Origin of the sequence: Devosia sp. (genome assembly GCF_039927955.1) — a bacterium.
Lineage (GTDB): Bacteria > Pseudomonadota > Alphaproteobacteria > Rhizobiales > Devosiaceae > Devosia.
On the sequence record NZ_JBDSUA010000001.1, the window covers coordinates 39,373 to 55,705 of the forward strand.

Here is a 16,333-nt window from a genome sequence, read left to right on the forward strand (position 1 = left end):
GGCCGTAGTCAAAAGAGGCTTTCCTGTTCGCCCCCACCGGAGGCCGGACGCGGCTTCTTTTTCGGCTGCGCCGGCGCGCCCGAAATGGTCGCGCCGATCTCGCCATCGGCAAATTCCACCGCCAGTTCATCGCCCGGTTGCAACCCGGCTTTGGTCCGCACCAGATTGCCCTGCGCGTCCTTGACCAGCGCGTAACCGCGCGCCAGCACGCTTTTATAGCTCAGTGAACCGAGCAGCTTGCCCAGCGCCTGCAATTGCCGCGATCGCTCGCCCACGATACGGACCAGCGCCGGATCAAGGCGGGCGGCGACCGGGCTCAGCCGGATCCGGCTGTGGCGCAGGTCATTCTTGAGTGCGGTCGGCGAGAGCCGGGCGCGCACCGCGTCGAACTGCGCCGTCTTGCGCTCGATCAATCGCCGGTTGGCCGGCACCAGGTTTCGGGCGACGGGATCGAACACCAGTCGCGCCCGGTCGGCGCTCTTGCGCAGCCCAGTTTCGCCGCGGCGGCTGATATTGGCCAGCCGCTCGGAAAGCTCGGTGGTGCGCCGGGTCAGAATGCTGGGCGTCAGCCGGGGCCGCAGGCGCTCGAACTGAATGGACTTGGCCTGGCTGGCGTGGCGCAGGGCGTTGAGCAGATTGCTGGCGGCATGGTCCAGCCGCTGGCGCTGGGTGGAGACCAGATCGCTGGCGCGTGGCAGGCCGGCAGCGGCTGCCCGAAGCCTATCGCGGTAACTGGCGGCCACCCGGCGCGTCGCGTGGCGCTGCCGCTGGCCGAGGTCTTCGACATAGCCGATCAGTTCGGCCCGCACTGGCACTGCCGCTTCGGCTGCCGCCGTGGGCGTTGGGGCGCGCATGTCCGAGGCATAGTCGATCAGCGTGGTATCGGTTTCGTGGCCCACCGCCGAAATCACCGGAATGCCGCTTTCGGCGACAGCACGGACCACGCTTTCTTCGTTAAACCCCCAAAGGTCCTCGATCGACCCGCCGCCGCGCGCCACGATCAGCAGGTCCGGTCGCGGAATCGGGCCATCGACGGCAAAGCCATTGAAGCCGCGAATGGCGTTGACCACTTCGGGCGCGCAGGTATCGCCCTGCACCCGCACCGGCCACACCAGCACGTGGCTGGGGAACCGGTCATCGAGCCGATGCAGGATATCGCGGATCACCGCCCCGGTCGGCGAGGTGATGACGCCGATGACGCGCGGCAGATAGGGCAGTTCGCGCTTGCGCTCGCGGGCGAATAGGCCTTCGGCGGCCAGCTTCTTGCGCCTTTCCTCGAGCAGCGCCATCAGCGCACCAGCGCCCGCCGGTTCGATACTGTCGATGACGATCTGGTATTTGGACGAGCGCGGAAACGTCGTCAGCCGCCCGGTAGCGATGACTTCGAGGCCCTCTTCGGGCTTGAACGCCAGCTTGGCCCAATTGCCCTTCCAGACCACCGCATCGATGGCCGCATCGGCATCCTTGAGCGTGAAATAGGCATGGCCTGAGGAATGCTGCCCCCGAAAGCCCGAGATTTCGCCGCGCACCCGCACATAGCCGAACGAATCCTCCACCGTCCGTTTGACCGCCTGGGCGATCTCGGAAACCGTGAACTCGGCGGCGTTGGTGGCGGGAGATTCCATTGGAGTGTGGTGCCTTCTGCGGGCTTGTGCGTCAATAGCCACAATCCCACAGTCGTCACCCTCCCCCCTGCGGCGAGGGATCAGGGGAGGGGGTGGGAGAGCCACAATATCCCGGCTCAGCACACGCCCTGCCAACCTCCCGCGTCGAGGGGAAGGTGCCGTTCCGCGCTTGTGGCAGCAAAGGCTTGCACCCCAAGCCAAGCTGGTGCATCACCCCGATATCAGACACAGGGGCCTGACATGCGCGTATTGTTGATCGGTTCAGGCGGACGTGAGCATGCGCTGGCCTGGAAACTCGCCCAGTCCCCCAAGCTCACCCAGTTGTTCATCGCCCCCGGCAATGCCGGCACGCGCAAGGTCGGCGACAATGTCGTGATGGACATCACCGACCACAAGGCAGTGACCGATTTCTGCAAGCTGATGCACGTGGACTTCGTGGTGATCGGTCCCGACGCCCCCGTCGTCGCCGGGCTAGGCGATGATGTGCGCGCCATCGGCATTCCCTGCTTTGGCCCGTCCAAGGCAGCTGGCCAATTGGAAGGCTCCAAGGGCTTTACCAAGGCGCTGTGCGACGAGATGAATATTCCCACCGCCGCCTATGGTCGCTTCGACAATGAGGACGCGGCGCTGGCCTATCTTTATCTGCATGGCGCGCCGATCGTGATCAAGGCGGATGGCCTCGCCGCCGGCAAGGGTGTCACTGTCGCCATGTCGCTCGAAGACGCCGAAGAGGCGATTATCGATTGCTTCGGCGGCAGCTTTGGTGAATCGGGCGCCGAAGTGGTGATCGAGGAATTCATGGAAGGCGAGGAGGCCAGCGTTTTCGTGCTGTGCGACGGCAAGGATACGCTGTTGCTGGCCACCGCGCAGGACCATAAGCGCGCCTTTGACGGTGATACCGGCCCCAATACCGGCGGCATGGGCGCCTATTCCCCCGCCGACGTCATGACGCCCGAACTGATCGCACGGACCATGGCCGAAATCATCGAGCCGACGGTGCGTGGGCTGGCGGCGCGCGGCACGCCATATCAGGGCGTGCTCTATGCCGGCATCATGCTCACCGATGATGGTCCCAAGCTCGTCGAATACAATGCCCGGTTCGGTGATCCGGAAACCCAGGTGCTGATGCCGCGTCTCAATTCGGATCTGCTCACCCTGCTGCTGGCTACCGCCACCGGCACACTGGCCGGACATACCGCCAGTTGGCGCGATGACGTTGCGCTCACTGTGATCATGGCGACCAAAGGCTATCCTGGCGACTACGGCAAGGGCAGCGAAATCAAGGGCGCCGAAACGCTCGATAGCGAGACGATTCAGGTGTTTCACGCCGGAACCCGTCGAGACGGCGAACGTTTATTGGCCAATGGGGGGCGCGTGTTGAACATCACCGCGCTGGGTTCCACGGTGGAAGAGGCAAAGAACCGTGCTTATGCGGCGCTTGCGCGGATTGACTGGCCAGAAGGCTTCGCCCGCACAGATATCGGCTGGCGTGCCATCGCCCGCGAACGCGGCAAAGCCTGAACCCGGCTCTGAACCTTTCCTAAACCTTGCGGGCCTAACCTCGCTCAAATCCGTGTTTGACGGACGCAGGCCAGCTCGCCCGCTGACGCCGCTGCAATTGCGCGGCAAGGCAATCGGCGAGCGGCTGCGCAGCCAGGGCAAGGAGCCTGCAGGTAAAATGAGCGCATCGTATCCCCGGATCGGTGTTGCCTTGGGCGGCGGTTCCGCACGCGGCCTCACGCATATTCCCTATATCGAGGCTATGGATGAGCTTGGCCTCAAGCCATCGGTGATTTCCGGCACCTCCATTGGGGCGCTGATCGGCGCCGGCTGGGCCAGCGGCATGAGCGGCCGCGACATTCGCGAACATGCCTTCGACGTGCTGGGCACCATGCGCACCATTGCCGGCAAGCTCTGGGCGATCCAGTTGCGCGGCATTGGCGGCATTCTCAAGAATGGCATTTCGATGCAGCTTGATGCCACCACCATTGTCGACAGCTTCACACCGCCGAATTTCCCGCTGGAGTTCAAGGATCTGAAGATCCCGCTCTATGTGGTGGCGACGGATTTCCAGTCCTGGCATCAGGTGGTGTTCAATTCCGGCCAGCTGCGGCCCGCGATTGCCGGCTCGATCGCCATTCCCAGCCTGTTCAAACCGGTGACCTATGCCAATCACATCCTGGTCGATGGCGGCGTGGTCAATCCGCTGCCGCTGGACCAGGCCGATATCGACACCGATTTCCTGATCGGCATCGACGTCAATGGCGATCCGTCCGAAGGGCTGACCAAGACCGACCACAAGGCGCTCGATATCTGGTTTGGCTCGGCCCAGATCATGATGCATTCGCTGACCGCCCACATGATGGCAGCCTATCCGCCCGATATGTACATTCGTCCCCATGTCGCCAGTTTCGGCGCCATGGAGTTTTGGCGGGTCCGCGAAATCGTCGAACATGCCGAAAAGGAAAAGGACCGCTTCAAGCGCATCCTGCACCAGAAGGTGGAAGACTGGATCGCCGACCGGCAGGAAGTGCTGCCAAGTTAGGCCGTAAGTTTGTCCTCCAGGCGCCGGTTTCTGTCTTTCCGGCGCGCGCCAGCCATGGTCGCGGACGCTAAATTGAGGCATGACGATCTGGAGATGCATCCGGACCGCTGCAACCCTCAATTGTGAGACGGACATGTTCATTGCCATCGTGGATTTTACTGTCGCGCCGCAAGCCCGCCCCCAAGCCCTGCAAATCCTCGAGCGGGAGATTCCCCTGGCACGGGCTCTGCCCGGCAATCTGTACTATCGCGCCTTCACCAATGCCGGCGACGAGGCTCATATTGGCCTGCTGCATGGCTGGGAGAGCCTTGAGCATTTCAAGGCCTATGGCGTGTCCGAGCCCTTTGCCAGCATCGGCCGGCAATTGCGCCCGATGATGACCACGCCGCCGGTGAGCCAGCGTTTGAGCGCCGAGCTGCTCGAGAACCTTGTCGGCTGAGCCGAAGTCGTGGCGGAGAGCGGGATGGACGCCTGGAGCCTTTACCAAGAGTTTGCCCCGCAACCGCCGCGCATCCTGCGCGTCGACCAGCACTATCTGCTGTATGCGGCGCGTGGCGCGATGCGGCTCGAGGCAGAGGGCCAAAGCTGGTCGCTGCCGCCTGCCCGGGCTGCGCTGATTTCAGCCGGCGCGCCGATTACCGTGACCCTGGGCCAGCACGTCACAGTATGTTCGGTACTGTTCGACACTGGCTTCGTGCCACCTCCGGCGGCTCCACTGACCGTGTTCGACATGTCGCCGCTGGCGCGTGAGCTGGTGCTGGAATGCGGCCAATGGGGAAAAGGCAGCGGCGCGCTTTCGCCTTATGCCAGCCAGATGTTCCTGATGCTGGCGACCGTCGCCTGGAAACTCGCCAAAACGCCAAGCCATGCAGTGATGCCGGCGGGACGCAGCCAGGCAGTTCGCGAAATTCTGCGCATCACCGACGCCATGCTGGCCGAACCACTTGCCTTTGATGCTCTGGCGGCGCGGGTGGCCATGACCCCGCGTTCGCTTTCGCGCCGCCTGATGCAGGAATTGGGCATGTCGTGGAGCCAGGCTCTGCGCCGGTTGCGCATGATGAAGGCAATCGAGATGCTGGCCAGTTCCGACGAACCGGTGACCAGCATTGCCATGGGTGTCGGCTACGCTTCCCTGTCGGCGTTCAACGCTGCATTCCGCGAGTTTGCCGGCGCGACGCCGACCCACTATCGCGCCAGCTACCGGGCGGCCACCCCACAACAGGTCACGGGATCGCCGGCTGCATGATCTGCCGTCAGGCTAACCCTTGGGCCATGCCACCGGTTATATCGCCCCTCGATTTATGTAACACATTATATAAATTGGAATGGCAGTGTCGCGTACGATCTTGGCTCGGAAGTGTGCTCTACGCAGCCGACAGGAAGCCTTCCACCGCCCGCGCCACAGCCGTCGTTTCCAGAATGTTGTAATGCAGCGTGCCCGGCAGGATCGCCAGCCGCGAGGGCGAGCGCATCGAGCCATCCATGCCGCCATCGCGCTGGAAACCGCCGAACTTTTGGTACATCGCTACGATGTGCTCCGGCTTGACGCTGTCGGCATCAGCGAAGACCAGCAGCGCCGGTGCCTTGATGGCCCCAACTTCATCGCTCCAGTCCCAGTGCGCACTTTCCAGCGTGCCAGTCTTGCGGAAAGCGGTTTCCCAATTCACGTCGGGATACATCGTGGCGAGCGGAGATTGCGCCACACCACCCGCGATCTGGGCCGCGTGCTCGATCATGGCGGGGAACGCGGCGACGATCTCCGGGTAGGAGCCGTCATAGGCCATGGTGCCGGAGACCAGGATCAGCTTGCGCACCTTGTCGGGATGCTGGATGGCCAGACGCTGCGCCACGCCGGCACCCAGCGAATAACCGAGTACATCGACTGCGCCAAGGTGCAGATAATCGAGCAGAGCCGCCGCATCCTCGGCGAATTGCGGATAGCCGTAAGGCCGTTCGATGTCCTTGGTGAAACCATGACCCTGCATATGGGCGATGATCACCTGCCTGGTTTTGGCCAGTTCCGCCACGTTCGGCCCGAACTGTTCACTGGCACCGATGCCGCCATGCAGCATCAACAGCGGTTCGCCGCTGCCATGGACCTCATAATACAGCGCGAGGCCGTTGACGGGGGCAAAGCCAGTCTGGGGATTGTTCATTGTCTCTTCTCCAAATGTCTGGGTAATGCTGTTAAGGGCTGCCGATGCAACGAGGGCAGCCGTCAAGGTGAATAGGGTTCGTCGCAACATTCTCGGCCCTTCTCTTTCATAGCCATTTCGTTCTATAACTATTTGGTTATGAACTGGCGTGCACGAGATGTCAAGCGGCGTGAAAATACCGCTACTGCTGCTGTTTGTTTGCTAGACGCGATCGGTTCTGGACGCCACAAATGGGCCTTGGGCCTGCAGCATTTCGATAAGGCGCAGGTCGCACCTCGCCCGGCTGCATGATCTGGCGTCAGGCTAACCCTTGGGCCGCCCGTCATAAGCTGACCGCGCCGTTTCGACCCGCTTGAGGTTTTCGGCCGCCCATTCCCAGACGCCACAAAATGCCGCGCCCAGCGTCAGGCCCAGCTCGGTCAATCGGTATTCCACCTTGGGCGGAATCACCGGATGCACGGTGCGCACGATCAGCCCGTCGCGCTCCATCTGCCGCACTGTCTGGGTCAGCATTTTCTGGCTGATGCCACCGGCCAGTTCCGCCAGCCGGCTGAAGCGCAGTTCGCCGTGCTGCTCCAGCACTTCGATGACGATCATCGTCCATTTGTCCGCCACCCGGCCGATCAGTTCATTGACCAGCGCATCCACCTCCGGGGTGGAGGGCGGATAAACCGTCGCCGCCTGACGGTTATTTTTGGCCTCTGACCCTTTGCTCATCCATTTCTCTCCATTGAGTAAGTACCGAACTTTTGGGTGCCTACTTTCTGTTGGTAAGTGTGGAGCCTATATCAGTCCGGCCAACGACAACACCCCTTTCGGAGCAGGAAATGATCACCACAGGCAATACAATTCTCATCACCGGCGGCGGTTCGGGCATCGGCCAGGCGCTGGCTGCCGCGTTCCACGCCGCGGGCAACCAGGTCATCATCACTGGTCGGCGGGAAGCGCCACTGGCACACACCATCGCGGCTCATCCCGGCATGATCTATCGCCTGCTCGACATCGCCGATGCACAGGCGATCAAGAGCTTTGCCGCTGAAATCACCGGTACCTATCCGGCGCTCAATGTGGTGATCAACAATGCCGGCATCATGCTGGCCGAAGACCTGAAGGCCGAGCCATTCGACTTGGATAAGGCGGAGGACACGATCACCACCAACCTGCTGGGCCCGATCCGGCTGACGGCGGCGCTGCTGCCCCATCTGCGCCAGCAGGCGAAGGCGAGCATCGTCACCGTTTCCTCAGGCCTGGCCTTCGTGCCGCTGTCGGCAACGCCCACCTATAGCGCCACCAAGGCGGCGATCCATTCCTACAGCCAGTCGCTGCGGGCGCAGTTGCGCGATACATCGGTGGAGGTGCTCGAACTGGTACCGCCCGCTGTGGCGACCGACCTGATGCCGGGTCACCGCGACAATCCGAACTCGATGCCGCTGGCCGACTATATCACTGAGAGCATGAGCCTGTTTGCCGCCCCGCCCGCCTCCGGCGAAATCAATGTCGAGCGGGTCAAGTTCCTGCGCTTTGCCGAAGCCAATGGCCAGCACGACGCGGTGTTCAAACGCCTCAACGGCGCGCATTGACCGATTTGGGCATCTGGCGCTGCCAGATGCCCTCAGCGCGTTATTGGCTGTCCGATAAGGTGTAGGTGGCGTTGTCGCACAGCGAAACGCTGGTCTCGGTGATGACCTGCTTGGTGTCCAGAATGAACTCCATGGCAAAATCGCATTGGCCTGCGGCATCCTTGATGGTCACGGTGCCAGATTCACCGGCCGGGACCAGCACGTTATCACCCAGAATGTCGTCGCCCCAATCGGTCGCATCGGGGGTGGACAGGTAGATGTACAGGATATTGTGGCTCGATTTATTGTCGAGCGTGAATGCCAGCGGGTCCGCATGGGCAATTGTAGGCACTGCAACCAAGGCAAAGGCGGCCAGGCTGGCCAGATGACGCTTTTTCATTTGGATTCCCCCCAAGCGCTAGATCGCGCTCAATGTAAAAGGGATGCCGGAGTGCCAGCAATAGTGCAAGATTATTTGCGACAGGGCGCTCAATAGCTGCGCAACTGACGAAAAAACGCCTGCAACAGCGCCGCGGACTTTTGTCCGCCAATGCCGCCAATGACTTCGGGTGCATGGTGGCAGCTAGGCTGTTCGAAGAGCCGGATGCCATTTTCGACGGCGCCGGCCTTGGTATCTTCGGCCCCGAAATACACCCGCCGCAGCCGTGTATGAGCGATGGCGCCGGCGCACATGGCGCAGGGTTCGAGCGTCACGTACAGATCGCACCCATCCAGCCGCCCGGTGCCGCGCTTGGCCAAGGCGCTGCGGATCGCCAGCATTTCAGCATGCGATGTCGGATCGCCCAGCGCCTTCATCCGGTTGCGCTCAGCGGCAAGCACGGTCTGCCCCTCCATCACCACCGCCCCAACCGGCGCCTCACCATTGGCGGCGGCTTCTTCAGCCAGCGCCAAAGCCAGGTCCATGGGGGCGAGCGTGGTCATGGCAATCAGCTAAAGGAAACAACCTGCGGATCGACATCGGCGGAATAATCCACGCCACCGAGACCGAACCCGAACAGCTTGAGAAATTCCGCGCGATACTTGGGCAGATCGGCAAGCGTCCCAAGGCTTTCGGTGGTCAGAGCCGCCCAGCGCTTCTTGAGTTCGGCCTGCACCGTCCCGGACAGTTCCCAATCATCGACGCGAACGCGGGCCGCCTCGTCCAGCGCGATATCGCCCTGCAGCTTGACGCGGAACAGGCGATCGATTTGCTCGATCGTGCCTTCGCCGATGCCCATTTCATCCATCACCTTGATCAGCAGGGTGCCATAGAGCGGCACGACCGGGATGGCAGAACTGGCCTGGGTGACCACCGCCTTGAGCGCGACAACGTGCGCAGCATGTTCACCGAACTGCGCACGAATGGCGGCAGCGGCGCGGTCGAGATCGCCCTTGGCCTTGCCCAGCGTGCCCTTGTGGTAGATTGGCCAGGTCAGTTCGCTGCCCAGATAGGTGTAATTGAGCGACTGGAAACCCTCGGCCAAAACGCCGGCTTCGGACAACGCCGCAATCCACAGTTCCCAGTCTTCGCCGCCCATCACCTTGACGGTGGCCGCGGCTTCTTCCTCGGTGGCCGGCTCGACGGAAATTTCGGACACTTCGCCAGTGCCGGTATTGAGGGTCTTGGAGGTCACCGCAGTGCCATAGGGCTTGATGGCGGAGCGATACAGCACGCCATCTTTGGGATCGGTGCGCACGGGGGACGCGACGGAGTAAACGATCAGATCAACCTGGCCCAGATTGGCTTTGATGGCTTCGATAGTCTCAGCCTTGATGGCGTCGGAAAACGCATCGCCTTCGATGGTGACGGCGACGCGTCCGGCCGCCTTGGCGCGCATTTCGAAGGCGCGGTTATTGTACCAGCCGGCGCTGGCGGTCTTGTTTTCCGCTGGCGGGCGCTCGAACGAGACACCAACGGTACCGGCATCGCTGCCGAAGGTCTTGACGATGCGCGAGGCCAGGCCATAGCCCGTGGAGCAGCCCAGAACCAGCACGCGCTGGCGCTTTGATGGAATGGCGCCCTTGACCACGACATGGTCGATCTGGCGCTGGATATTGGTGGCGCAGCCGACCGGGTGCGCGGTGGTGCAGATGAAGCCGCGGATTTTTGGCTCGATGATCATGGCTGGGCTCCCAAACAGAATGTGATCCGCACATAGCAGACAGCCGCTCGCCTGTCACAGTGCTGGCGATGGTTTTCCGGGTTTTGCCGCCTCTTTGCGGCATTTGCGCGGTGGGCAATCGCCGGAACCGGGTCGGAATGAGCCCGCCGATCCCCTATACTGACGCACAGGAGAATCGCCCTTGCCCATCCGCCAGCTTCCCGACGATCTGATCAACCGCATTGCCGCTGGCGAAGTGGTCGAGCGCCCGGCCAGCGTGGTCAAGGAACTGGTGGAAAACGCCATCGATGCCGGTGCCTCGCGCGTCGTGGTCACCACTTCCGGCGGCGGCAAGACCCAGATCCGCATCGAGGATGACGGTCACGGCATGGATGAGGCCGACCTGATCCTGTCGGTCGAACGCCACGCCACTTCCAAGCTCGGCCCCGCCGATCTTGATGACATCCGCACGCTCGGCTTTCGCGGCGAAGCGCTGGCCTCGATCGGCTCGGTGGCCGAACTGACCATTTCCACCCGCACGTCCGATGCGCCGAACGGGTTGCGGCTCGAGGTGCGTCATGGTCGCAAGTCCGGGCCGGTGCCGCAGGCGATGAACCGGGGCACCATTGTCGAAGTCAAAAACCTTTTCGCGCTGATCCCGGCGCGGCTGAAATTCCTCAAGACCGACCGGGCTGAAGCCGGCGCCATCACCGACGTGGTCAAGCGCCTCGCCATGGCCAACCCGGCAGTGCATTTCGTGCTCAATGGCAGCGATCGCACCGCCTCCAATTGGCCTGCCATCACTGGTGACGGCGCCCTCGCCGCGCGGCTGGCACAGGTGATCGGCGATGATTTCTCGCAGAACTCCGTCCGCCTCGCCACGGCGCGCCATGGCGTGGTCGTCGCCGGGCTGGCGGGCCTGCCCACCTATACCCGGGCCAATTCGCTGTCGCAGTTCTACTTCGTCAACGGCCGCTCGGTGCGCGACAAGGTGCTGGTTGGCGCGGTGCGTGCCGCCTATGCCGACTTTACGTTCCGCGACCGCTTTCCGGTGATCGCGTTGTATCTGGCGGTCGATCCCGCCGAGGTCGATGTCAACGTGCATCCGGCCAAGGCCGAATTGCGCTTCCGCGATGCCGGCGGGGTGCGGTCCGCGGTGATCCGCGCCATCGGCGACGCGCTGACGGCGGCTGGGTTCAAGGCCTCGACCACTGTAGCCGAGGACATCGTCGGGGCCTTCACCACCCCGCACTACGCGGCAACGCGCCCCGCCTCGGCACCGCTGATGATGTCGAACGAAGCGGCGGCATTGCGCAGCTATGATCAGCCGCATCACGGCGAGCCAATGACCACGGCCTTTGCCGGGTTTGCCGAGCCGAGCGGCAGGGTCGAAGCCATCGAGCCGGCGGGTCTGGTCGAGTATCCGCTCGGCACGGCGCGGGCGCAGATGTTTGATAATTTCATCATCGCCCAGAACGCCGATGGCCTGCTGCTGGTCGATCAGCACGCGGCCCATGAGCGGCTGGTCTATGAGCGCTTCAAGGCCCAGCTGGCTTCCGGACCGGTGGCCAGCCAGAGTCACTTGATCCCGGTCATCATCGAACTGCCCGAGGAAGATTGTGCCCGGCTCGAAGACGCGGCGCCCGATCTGGAACGCTACGGGCTTTACCTCGAACGCTTCGGCCCCCGCGCCATCGCCGTGCGCGAAACCCCGGCTCTGCTGGGCAATACCGATATCGACGGGCTGGTCCGCGACCTCGCCGATGGTCTTGCCGAATGGGAAACCTCCTCGGCGATCAGTGACCGCATGGAAGCCATCATCGGCCGCATGGCCTGCCACGGCTCGGTCCGCTCCGGCAGGCGGCTGCGGGTCGATGAAATGAACGCCCTGCTGCGCGACATGGAAGCCACGCCCCATTCCGGCCAATGCATCCACGGCCGCCCGACCTATGTCGAACTCAAGAAGCGCGACATCGAGCGGCTGTTCGGGCGGACGCGGTAGGGCGACCGCCCCAAGCAGAACGGGTGGAACTGGTGCAGAACCCTTAAGCCGCTACCGGCCCGATATAGCGCGATTGTGGCCGGATCAGCCGGCCATGGTCGATCTGCTCGCGCGCATGCGCGACCCAGCCACCGACACGTCCCACCGCAAAAACGCAGGTGAATGCATCGCGCGGGAAGCCCAGCGCGTCGAGCAACAGCGCGGTGTAAAACTCGACATTGGTTTCGAGCTTGCGATCCGGCTTCCTGATCGCCAGCAGCCGCAGCGCGGCGGTCTCCGTCGCTTCAGCCAGCGCCATGCGCTCCACCGCAACCGCGCCGTCCGACGCCAGCCGCCCCAGTGCCGTCTTCAGCGCATCGGCACGTGGATCGCGGACGCGATAGATCCGGTGGCCAAAACCCATAATGCGCTCGCCCCGCGCCAGTTCAGCGGCCAGCCATGTCTCGGCGTTGGCAGGCGTGCCGATGGCGTCAAGCATATCCAGCACTGGCCCCGGCGCGCCGCCATGCAGCGGTCCCTTGAGCGCACCCAACGCCGCCAGCACTGCCGATGTCAGCCCAGCGCGGGTCGAGGCGACGACGCGGGCAGCAAAGGTCGAGGCGTTAAGCCCATGGTCGGACACGGCGACCAGATAGGTATCGAGCGCCGCCACCTGTACGGCAGATGGCGCCGCGCCGGTCAGCATCCGCAACATATCGGCTGCATGGCTCAATGCTGCATCTGGAGCCACCAGCGCCAGTCCCTGCCGCACCCTTAGCAGGCCGGAGGTGAACACCGCTGGCGCGGCGAGCAGAAGATAGGCCGTCGCCTTGTCCTCTCCATCGGGCAATCGCGCCATCAATGCGCGCAGCGCTTCGATCGGCGACAAAGCAAGGATAGTGGCATCCACCGATTTGAGGTGGTGAAACACCTCGCGCCGCGCCGTTGCCAGTTCGCGCCTGATACTTGCCGCATCGCCCTGTAAAAAGCCGCCCGCCAGCAAAGCCAGCAATTGCTCATAGCTGGTGCGGCCCGCCAGATCGTCCAGCGAATAGCCGGCAATCACCAGCCGGCCATTGATCCCGTCAACATCCGACAGCGTGGTTTCCGCTGCGATCACATCGTCCAGACCCGAGTACATGTTGCTTCTCCTGTGCTTTCGGGGTAAATCTACCTAATCAAGATTGACGTCAATCTTGATGCAAAAGATCAATGTGAGGCGCAATGGGCTGGGTCACGGCAGAACAGGCACTCGACCGCCTCGGCACCAAGCCGCAAACGCTGTATGCCAATGTCAGCCGTGGCCGGATTGCCGCCAAACCCGATCCCGCCGATACCCGCCGCAGCCTTTACAGCAGCGAGGATGTAGAGCGGTTGGCCGCTCGGCAGCAGGGGCGGCGCAGGGCCGAAACCGTCGCTGCGCAAGCCATCGATTTTGGCGATCCGGTGCTGCTGACGTCCATTTCCACCATCGCCGATGGCAGGCTGCTGTATCGGGGTCAGGACGCCGCGATACTGTCGCGCGACCACGACCTCGGAATGGTCGCGGAACTGTTGTGGGGTGCCCAGCGCGTGAGTTTTGCGACCGACGTCGAGCAGGCGACCGGGCTGGGCATCGCCCCGGCTTTCGTCGCCCTTGGTGCCATGGCGGGCGTTGCGTTACCCACGCTGGGACGCTCGACAATCGTGTTGCACCGAGACGGCGCGACAGTTGTCGGCATTCTGGTCAGCGCGCTTGCCGGACCAGGGCTTGAGCCCGTCCACCTGCGGCTTGCCCGCCACTGGCAGCGCCCGAACGCCGCCGATCTGATTCGGCGGGCACTGGTGCTGCTGGCCGAACATGAACTCAATGCGTCCACCTTTGCCGCACGCGTCGCCGCCTCGACCGGCGCGTCACTGGCGGCGACCGTGCTGGCGGGCCTCGCCACCTTGAGCGGCCCGCTCCACGGCGGCGCGGCGGCCGCCATGCGTGACCTCATCGCCCATGCTCACCGTGATGGCGCCGATCAGGCGATCCGCAGCGCCTTGCTATCTGGGCGGTCGCTCCCCTGCTTTGGCCACCGGCTCTATCCCAATGGCGACGCGCGGGCGATCGAACTGGCCGCGCATTTCGCCTTGCCGGCGCTGTATGCCGAACTAGCCGAGGTGGGTGTGGCAGCAGTGGGTGAACAGCCAAATATCGATTTTATGCTGGCGGCAATGACGTCCGCCTACGATTTGCCGGCCGACGCCCCGCTGATCCTGTTTGCGCTGGGGCGGTCTGTCGGCTGGCTGGCGCATGCGCTGGAACAGGTTCAGACCGGGACGCTGATCAGGCCTCGCGCGCATTATGTGGGGCCTGCACCACTGGATTGAGTGTTCCCGAAGAACCCCCTCCCTTCCCTCCCCGCAAGGGGGAGGGTGAACCCGGTGGAATTGGCTAGATGGCGCAACAAACGCGATGTCACCCTCCCCCTTGCGGGGAGGGAACGGAGGGGGTTGCCGCCGCAGGCACCCGCCTACTGAAACACACTTGCCCCACGGTCCGCCACGCCCACCAGGCTCCGGAACCCGGCAAACAGCTCCCGTCCCATGCCATAATGCTGGGACCGCAAATCCTCGACCGACGGGGTGCGCGAGCGGAACTCCTTTTCGTCGCCAAGGAACATCAGCGTGCCCTCATTGGCGTCGAGGCGGATCATGTCGCCGTCGCGGATCTTGCTGATCGGGCCACCGTCGATGGCTTCGGGGGTCATGTGGATCGCCGCAGGCACCTTGCCCGATGCGCCAGACATGCGGCCGTCGGTCAGCAGCGCGACCTTGAAGCCGCGGTCCTGCAACACGCCAAGCGCCGGGGTCAGCTTGTGCAGTTCGGGCATGCCGATGGCGCGCGGGCCGGAAAAGCGCACCACGGCGATCACGTCGCCATTGAGTTCGCCGGCCTTGAACGCGGCCTGCATGCCTTCCTGACCGTGGAACACCCGGGCCGGTGCTTCAATAACCCGATGTTCGGGCTTTACCGCCGAAACCTTGATCACCGAACGTCCAAGATTGCCGGTCAGCAGCTTGAGCCCACCGGAGGTCTGGAATGGCGTCTTGGCCGAGGTCAAAACCTTTGGCAGCGCCGACTCGTTGGGCGACGGTTCGAAGGCGAGCTTGTCTTCGAGCAGCTTGGCTTCGACCGTATAGCCGGAAAGGCCGGTGCCCCAGACGGTGCGGACGTCTTCGTGCAGATGGCCGGATTCCAGCAGTTCCTTGATCAGGAAGCCCATGCCGCCAGCGGCGTGGAAATGGTTCACGTCGGCAACGCCGTTGGGATAGACGCGGGCCAGCAGCGGCGTAGCGTCGGACAGATCGCTCATATCGTCCCAGGTCACTTGCAGCCCGGCAGCGGCAGCAATGGCGATCAGATGCATGGTGTGATTGGTCGAACCGCCCGTGGCGTGCAGGCCGACCAGGCCATTGACGATGGTCTTTTCGTCGACGATGTGGCCAACCGGGGTATAATTATTGCCCTGCGCCGACAGCGACAGCGCGCGGCGGGTGGCTTCTTTCGTCAGCTCATCACGCAGCGGCGTGCCGGGATTGACGAAGCTGGCGCCGGGCAGGTGCAGGCCCATGATTTCCATCAGCATCTGATTGGAATTGGCAGTGCCATAAAAGGTGCAGGTGCCGGCCGAGTGATAGGATCTGGACTCGGCTTCGAGCAGTTCAGCGCGACCGACCTTGCCCTCCATATAGAGCTGACGGACCTTGCTCTTTTCGTCGTTCGGCAGGCCGGACGGCATCGGGCCGGCGGGCACGAATACTGCGGGCAAATGCCCAAAGGTCAGCGCGCCGATCAGCAGGCCGGGGACGATCTTGTCGCAAATGCCGAGATAAACCGCGGCGTCGAACATGTTGTGGCTGAGCGAAATAGCCGTCGCCATAGCGATCACGTCGCGCGAAAACAGCGACAGGTCCATGCCGGCCTGACCCTGGGTCACGCCATCGCACATCGCCGGCACGCCACCGGCGACCTGCGCGGTGGCGCCCATCTTGCGGGCGGCTTCCTTGATGATTTCGGGGTAGAACTGATACGGCTGATGGGCTGACAGCATGTCATTGTACGAGGTGACGATGCCAAGGTTCAGCGTCTTGTTGCCGGCCAAAGCCGCCTTTTCCGAGGGGGTACAGGCGGCAAAGGCATGGGCGAGATTGCCACAGGCCAGCGCCGAGCGATGCACACCCTGCTGGCGCGCCTCTTCGAGCCGGTTGAGGTAATCGCGCCGCGTGTCACGGCTGCGGGCAGCGATGCGATCGGTCACATCCTGGATGGCTTTTAGCACAGACATAGTTGCTCCTTGGTGGGCGCCGGCAGCGGCCATCACGATCGATTGGGGATCG

At 63.4% G+C, this 16,333-nt stretch carries 15 protein-coding genes; 7 read left to right on the forward strand and 8 right to left on the reverse strand.

Translation table 11 applies throughout. From position 1 onward, the window contains the following. Positions 1 to 8: 8 nt before the first annotated feature. Positions 9 to 1,625: an exodeoxyribonuclease VII large subunit gene (gene xseA / locus ABIT12_RS00225; RefSeq protein WP_348040210.1), complete on the reverse strand. Its 1,617-nt coding sequence runs from the start codon at positions 1,623 to 1,625 to the stop codon at positions 9 to 11. 240 nt (positions 1,626 to 1,865) lie between these two features. Here xseA and purD point away from each other — a divergent pair, with 240 nt between their 5' ends. The 4 genes from purD (at position 1,866) to ABIT12_RS00245 (ending at position 5,416) form a co-directional block, all read left to right on the forward strand. Then, positions 1,866 to 3,146, forward strand: coding sequence for a phosphoribosylamine--glycine ligase (gene purD / locus ABIT12_RS00230; RefSeq protein WP_348040212.1), 1,281 nt, complete (start codon positions 1,866 to 1,868; stop codon positions 3,144 to 3,146). 157 nt (positions 3,147 to 3,303) lie between these two features. Beyond that, positions 3,304 to 4,170, forward strand: a complete 867-nt coding sequence (locus ABIT12_RS00235; RefSeq protein WP_348040214.1) for a patatin-like phospholipase family protein — start codon at positions 3,304 to 3,306, stop codon at positions 4,168 to 4,170. A 133-nt stretch (positions 4,171 to 4,303) separates the two neighbouring features. Next, on the forward strand, positions 4,304 to 4,609 hold the full coding sequence (locus ABIT12_RS00240) for an antibiotic biosynthesis monooxygenase (protein WP_348040216.1): 306 nt from the start codon (positions 4,304 to 4,306) through the stop codon (positions 4,607 to 4,609). A gap of 24 nt (positions 4,610 to 4,633) precedes the next feature. Further along, a complete protein-coding gene (locus ABIT12_RS00245) occupies positions 4,634 to 5,416 on the forward strand; it encodes an AraC family transcriptional regulator (protein ID WP_348040218.1) in 783 nt (260 codons plus the stop codon). 118 nt (positions 5,417 to 5,534) lie between these two features. Here ABIT12_RS00245 and ABIT12_RS00250 read toward each other — a convergent pair whose 3' ends face one another. Both ABIT12_RS00250 and ABIT12_RS00255 read right to left on the reverse strand, forming a co-directional pair. Further along, a complete protein-coding gene (locus ABIT12_RS00250; RefSeq protein ID WP_348040220.1) occupies positions 5,535 to 6,326 on the reverse strand; it encodes an alpha/beta hydrolase in 792 nt (263 codons plus the stop codon). Between the two features lie 303 nt (positions 6,327 to 6,629). After that, positions 6,630 to 7,043 (reverse strand): helix-turn-helix domain-containing protein, encoded by a 414-nt coding sequence (locus tag ABIT12_RS00255; RefSeq protein ID WP_348040221.1) that lies wholly within the window; start codon positions 7,041 to 7,043, stop codon positions 6,630 to 6,632. Between the two features lie 110 nt (positions 7,044 to 7,153). Here ABIT12_RS00255 and ABIT12_RS00260 point away from each other — a divergent pair, with 110 nt between their 5' ends. Continuing rightward, a complete protein-coding gene (locus ABIT12_RS00260) occupies positions 7,154 to 7,906 on the forward strand; it encodes an SDR family oxidoreductase (protein ID WP_348040222.1) in 753 nt (250 codons plus the stop codon). A 40-nt stretch (positions 7,907 to 7,946) separates the two neighbouring features. On the opposite strand, the gene ABIT12_RS00265 is transcribed toward ABIT12_RS00260, so the two are convergent. The 3 genes from ABIT12_RS00265 to fabV form a co-directional block, all read right to left on the reverse strand. Next, a complete protein-coding gene (locus ABIT12_RS00265) occupies positions 7,947 to 8,285 on the reverse strand; it encodes a hypothetical protein (protein WP_348040223.1) in 339 nt (112 codons plus the stop codon). 89 nt (positions 8,286 to 8,374) lie between these two features. Then, the gene (locus ABIT12_RS00270) at positions 8,375 to 8,827 is read right to left on the reverse strand and encodes a nucleoside deaminase (protein ID WP_348040224.1); all 453 of its coding nucleotides are present in this window, start codon (positions 8,825 to 8,827) and stop codon (positions 8,375 to 8,377) included. A 5-nt stretch (positions 8,828 to 8,832) separates the two neighbouring features. Further along, positions 8,833 to 10,008, reverse strand: a complete 1,176-nt coding sequence (gene fabV, locus ABIT12_RS00275; RefSeq protein WP_348040226.1) for an enoyl-ACP reductase FabV — start codon at positions 10,006 to 10,008, stop codon at positions 8,833 to 8,835. Between the two features lie 181 nt (positions 10,009 to 10,189). Here fabV and mutL point away from each other — a divergent pair, with 181 nt between their 5' ends. After that, on the forward strand, positions 10,190 to 11,989 hold the full coding sequence (gene mutL, locus ABIT12_RS00280) for a DNA mismatch repair endonuclease MutL (RefSeq protein ID WP_348040228.1): 1,800 nt from the start codon (positions 10,190 to 10,192) through the stop codon (positions 11,987 to 11,989). A 43-nt stretch (positions 11,990 to 12,032) separates the two neighbouring features. On the opposite strand, the gene ABIT12_RS00285 is transcribed toward mutL, so the two are convergent. Further along, on the reverse strand, positions 12,033 to 13,109 hold the full coding sequence (locus ABIT12_RS00285) for a citrate synthase/methylcitrate synthase (RefSeq protein ID WP_348040230.1): 1,077 nt from the start codon (positions 13,107 to 13,109) through the stop codon (positions 12,033 to 12,035). Between the two features lie 83 nt (positions 13,110 to 13,192). Between ABIT12_RS00285 and ABIT12_RS00290 the strand changes: the two genes are divergently transcribed. Then, positions 13,193 to 14,323 (forward strand): citrate synthase, encoded by a 1,131-nt coding sequence (locus ABIT12_RS00290; protein ID WP_348040232.1) that lies wholly within the window; start codon positions 13,193 to 13,195, stop codon positions 14,321 to 14,323. 143 nt (positions 14,324 to 14,466) lie between these two features. Here the strand turns inward: ABIT12_RS00290 and edd are convergent, their stop codons facing one another. Further along, a complete protein-coding gene (gene edd / locus ABIT12_RS00295) occupies positions 14,467 to 16,281 on the reverse strand; it encodes a phosphogluconate dehydratase (RefSeq protein WP_348040234.1) in 1,815 nt (604 codons plus the stop codon). Between the last annotated feature and the right edge of the window lie 52 nt (positions 16,282 to 16,333).

Bases quoted from the DNA above. Each gene is read 5' to 3' on its own strand.
- ABIT12_RS00290 (WP_348040232.1), top strand. From the start codon at position 13,193: ATGGGCTGGGTCACGGCAGAACAGGCACTCGACCGCCTCGGCACCAAG.
- fabV (WP_348040226.1), bottom strand. From the start codon at position 10,008: ATGATCATCGAGCCAAAAATCCGCGGCTTCATCTGCACCACCGCGCAC.
- ABIT12_RS00245 (WP_348040218.1), top strand. From the start codon at position 4,634: ATGGACGCCTGGAGCCTTTACCAAGAGTTTGCCCCGCAACCGCCGCGC.
- ABIT12_RS00240 (WP_348040216.1), top strand. From the start codon at position 4,304: ATGTTCATTGCCATCGTGGATTTTACTGTCGCGCCGCAAGCCCGCCCC.
- edd (WP_348040234.1), bottom strand. From the start codon at position 16,281: ATGTCTGTGCTAAAAGCCATCCAGGATGTGACCGATCGCATCGCTGCC.
- ABIT12_RS00285 (WP_348040230.1), bottom strand. From the start codon at position 13,109: ATGTACTCGGGTCTGGACGATGTGATCGCAGCGGAAACCACGCTGTCG.
- ABIT12_RS00250 (WP_348040220.1), bottom strand. From the start codon at position 6,326: ATGAACAATCCCCAGACTGGCTTTGCCCCCGTCAACGGCCTCGCGCTG.
- ABIT12_RS00270 (WP_348040224.1), bottom strand. From the start codon at position 8,827: ATGACCACGCTCGCCCCCATGGACCTGGCTTTGGCGCTGGCTGAAGAA.
- ABIT12_RS00235 (WP_348040214.1), top strand. From the start codon at position 3,304: ATGAGCGCATCGTATCCCCGGATCGGTGTTGCCTTGGGCGGCGGTTCC.
- xseA (WP_348040210.1), bottom strand. From the start codon at position 1,625: ATGGAATCTCCCGCCACCAACGCCGCCGAGTTCACGGTTTCCGAGATC.
- ABIT12_RS00260 (WP_348040222.1), top strand. From the start codon at position 7,154: ATGATCACCACAGGCAATACAATTCTCATCACCGGCGGCGGTTCGGGC.
- purD (WP_348040212.1), top strand. From the start codon at position 1,866: ATGCGCGTATTGTTGATCGGTTCAGGCGGACGTGAGCATGCGCTGGCC.
- ABIT12_RS00255 (WP_348040221.1), bottom strand. From the start codon at position 7,043: ATGAGCAAAGGGTCAGAGGCCAAAAATAACCGTCAGGCGGCGACGGTT.
- ABIT12_RS00265 (WP_348040223.1), bottom strand. From the start codon at position 8,285: ATGAAAAAGCGTCATCTGGCCAGCCTGGCCGCCTTTGCCTTGGTTGCA.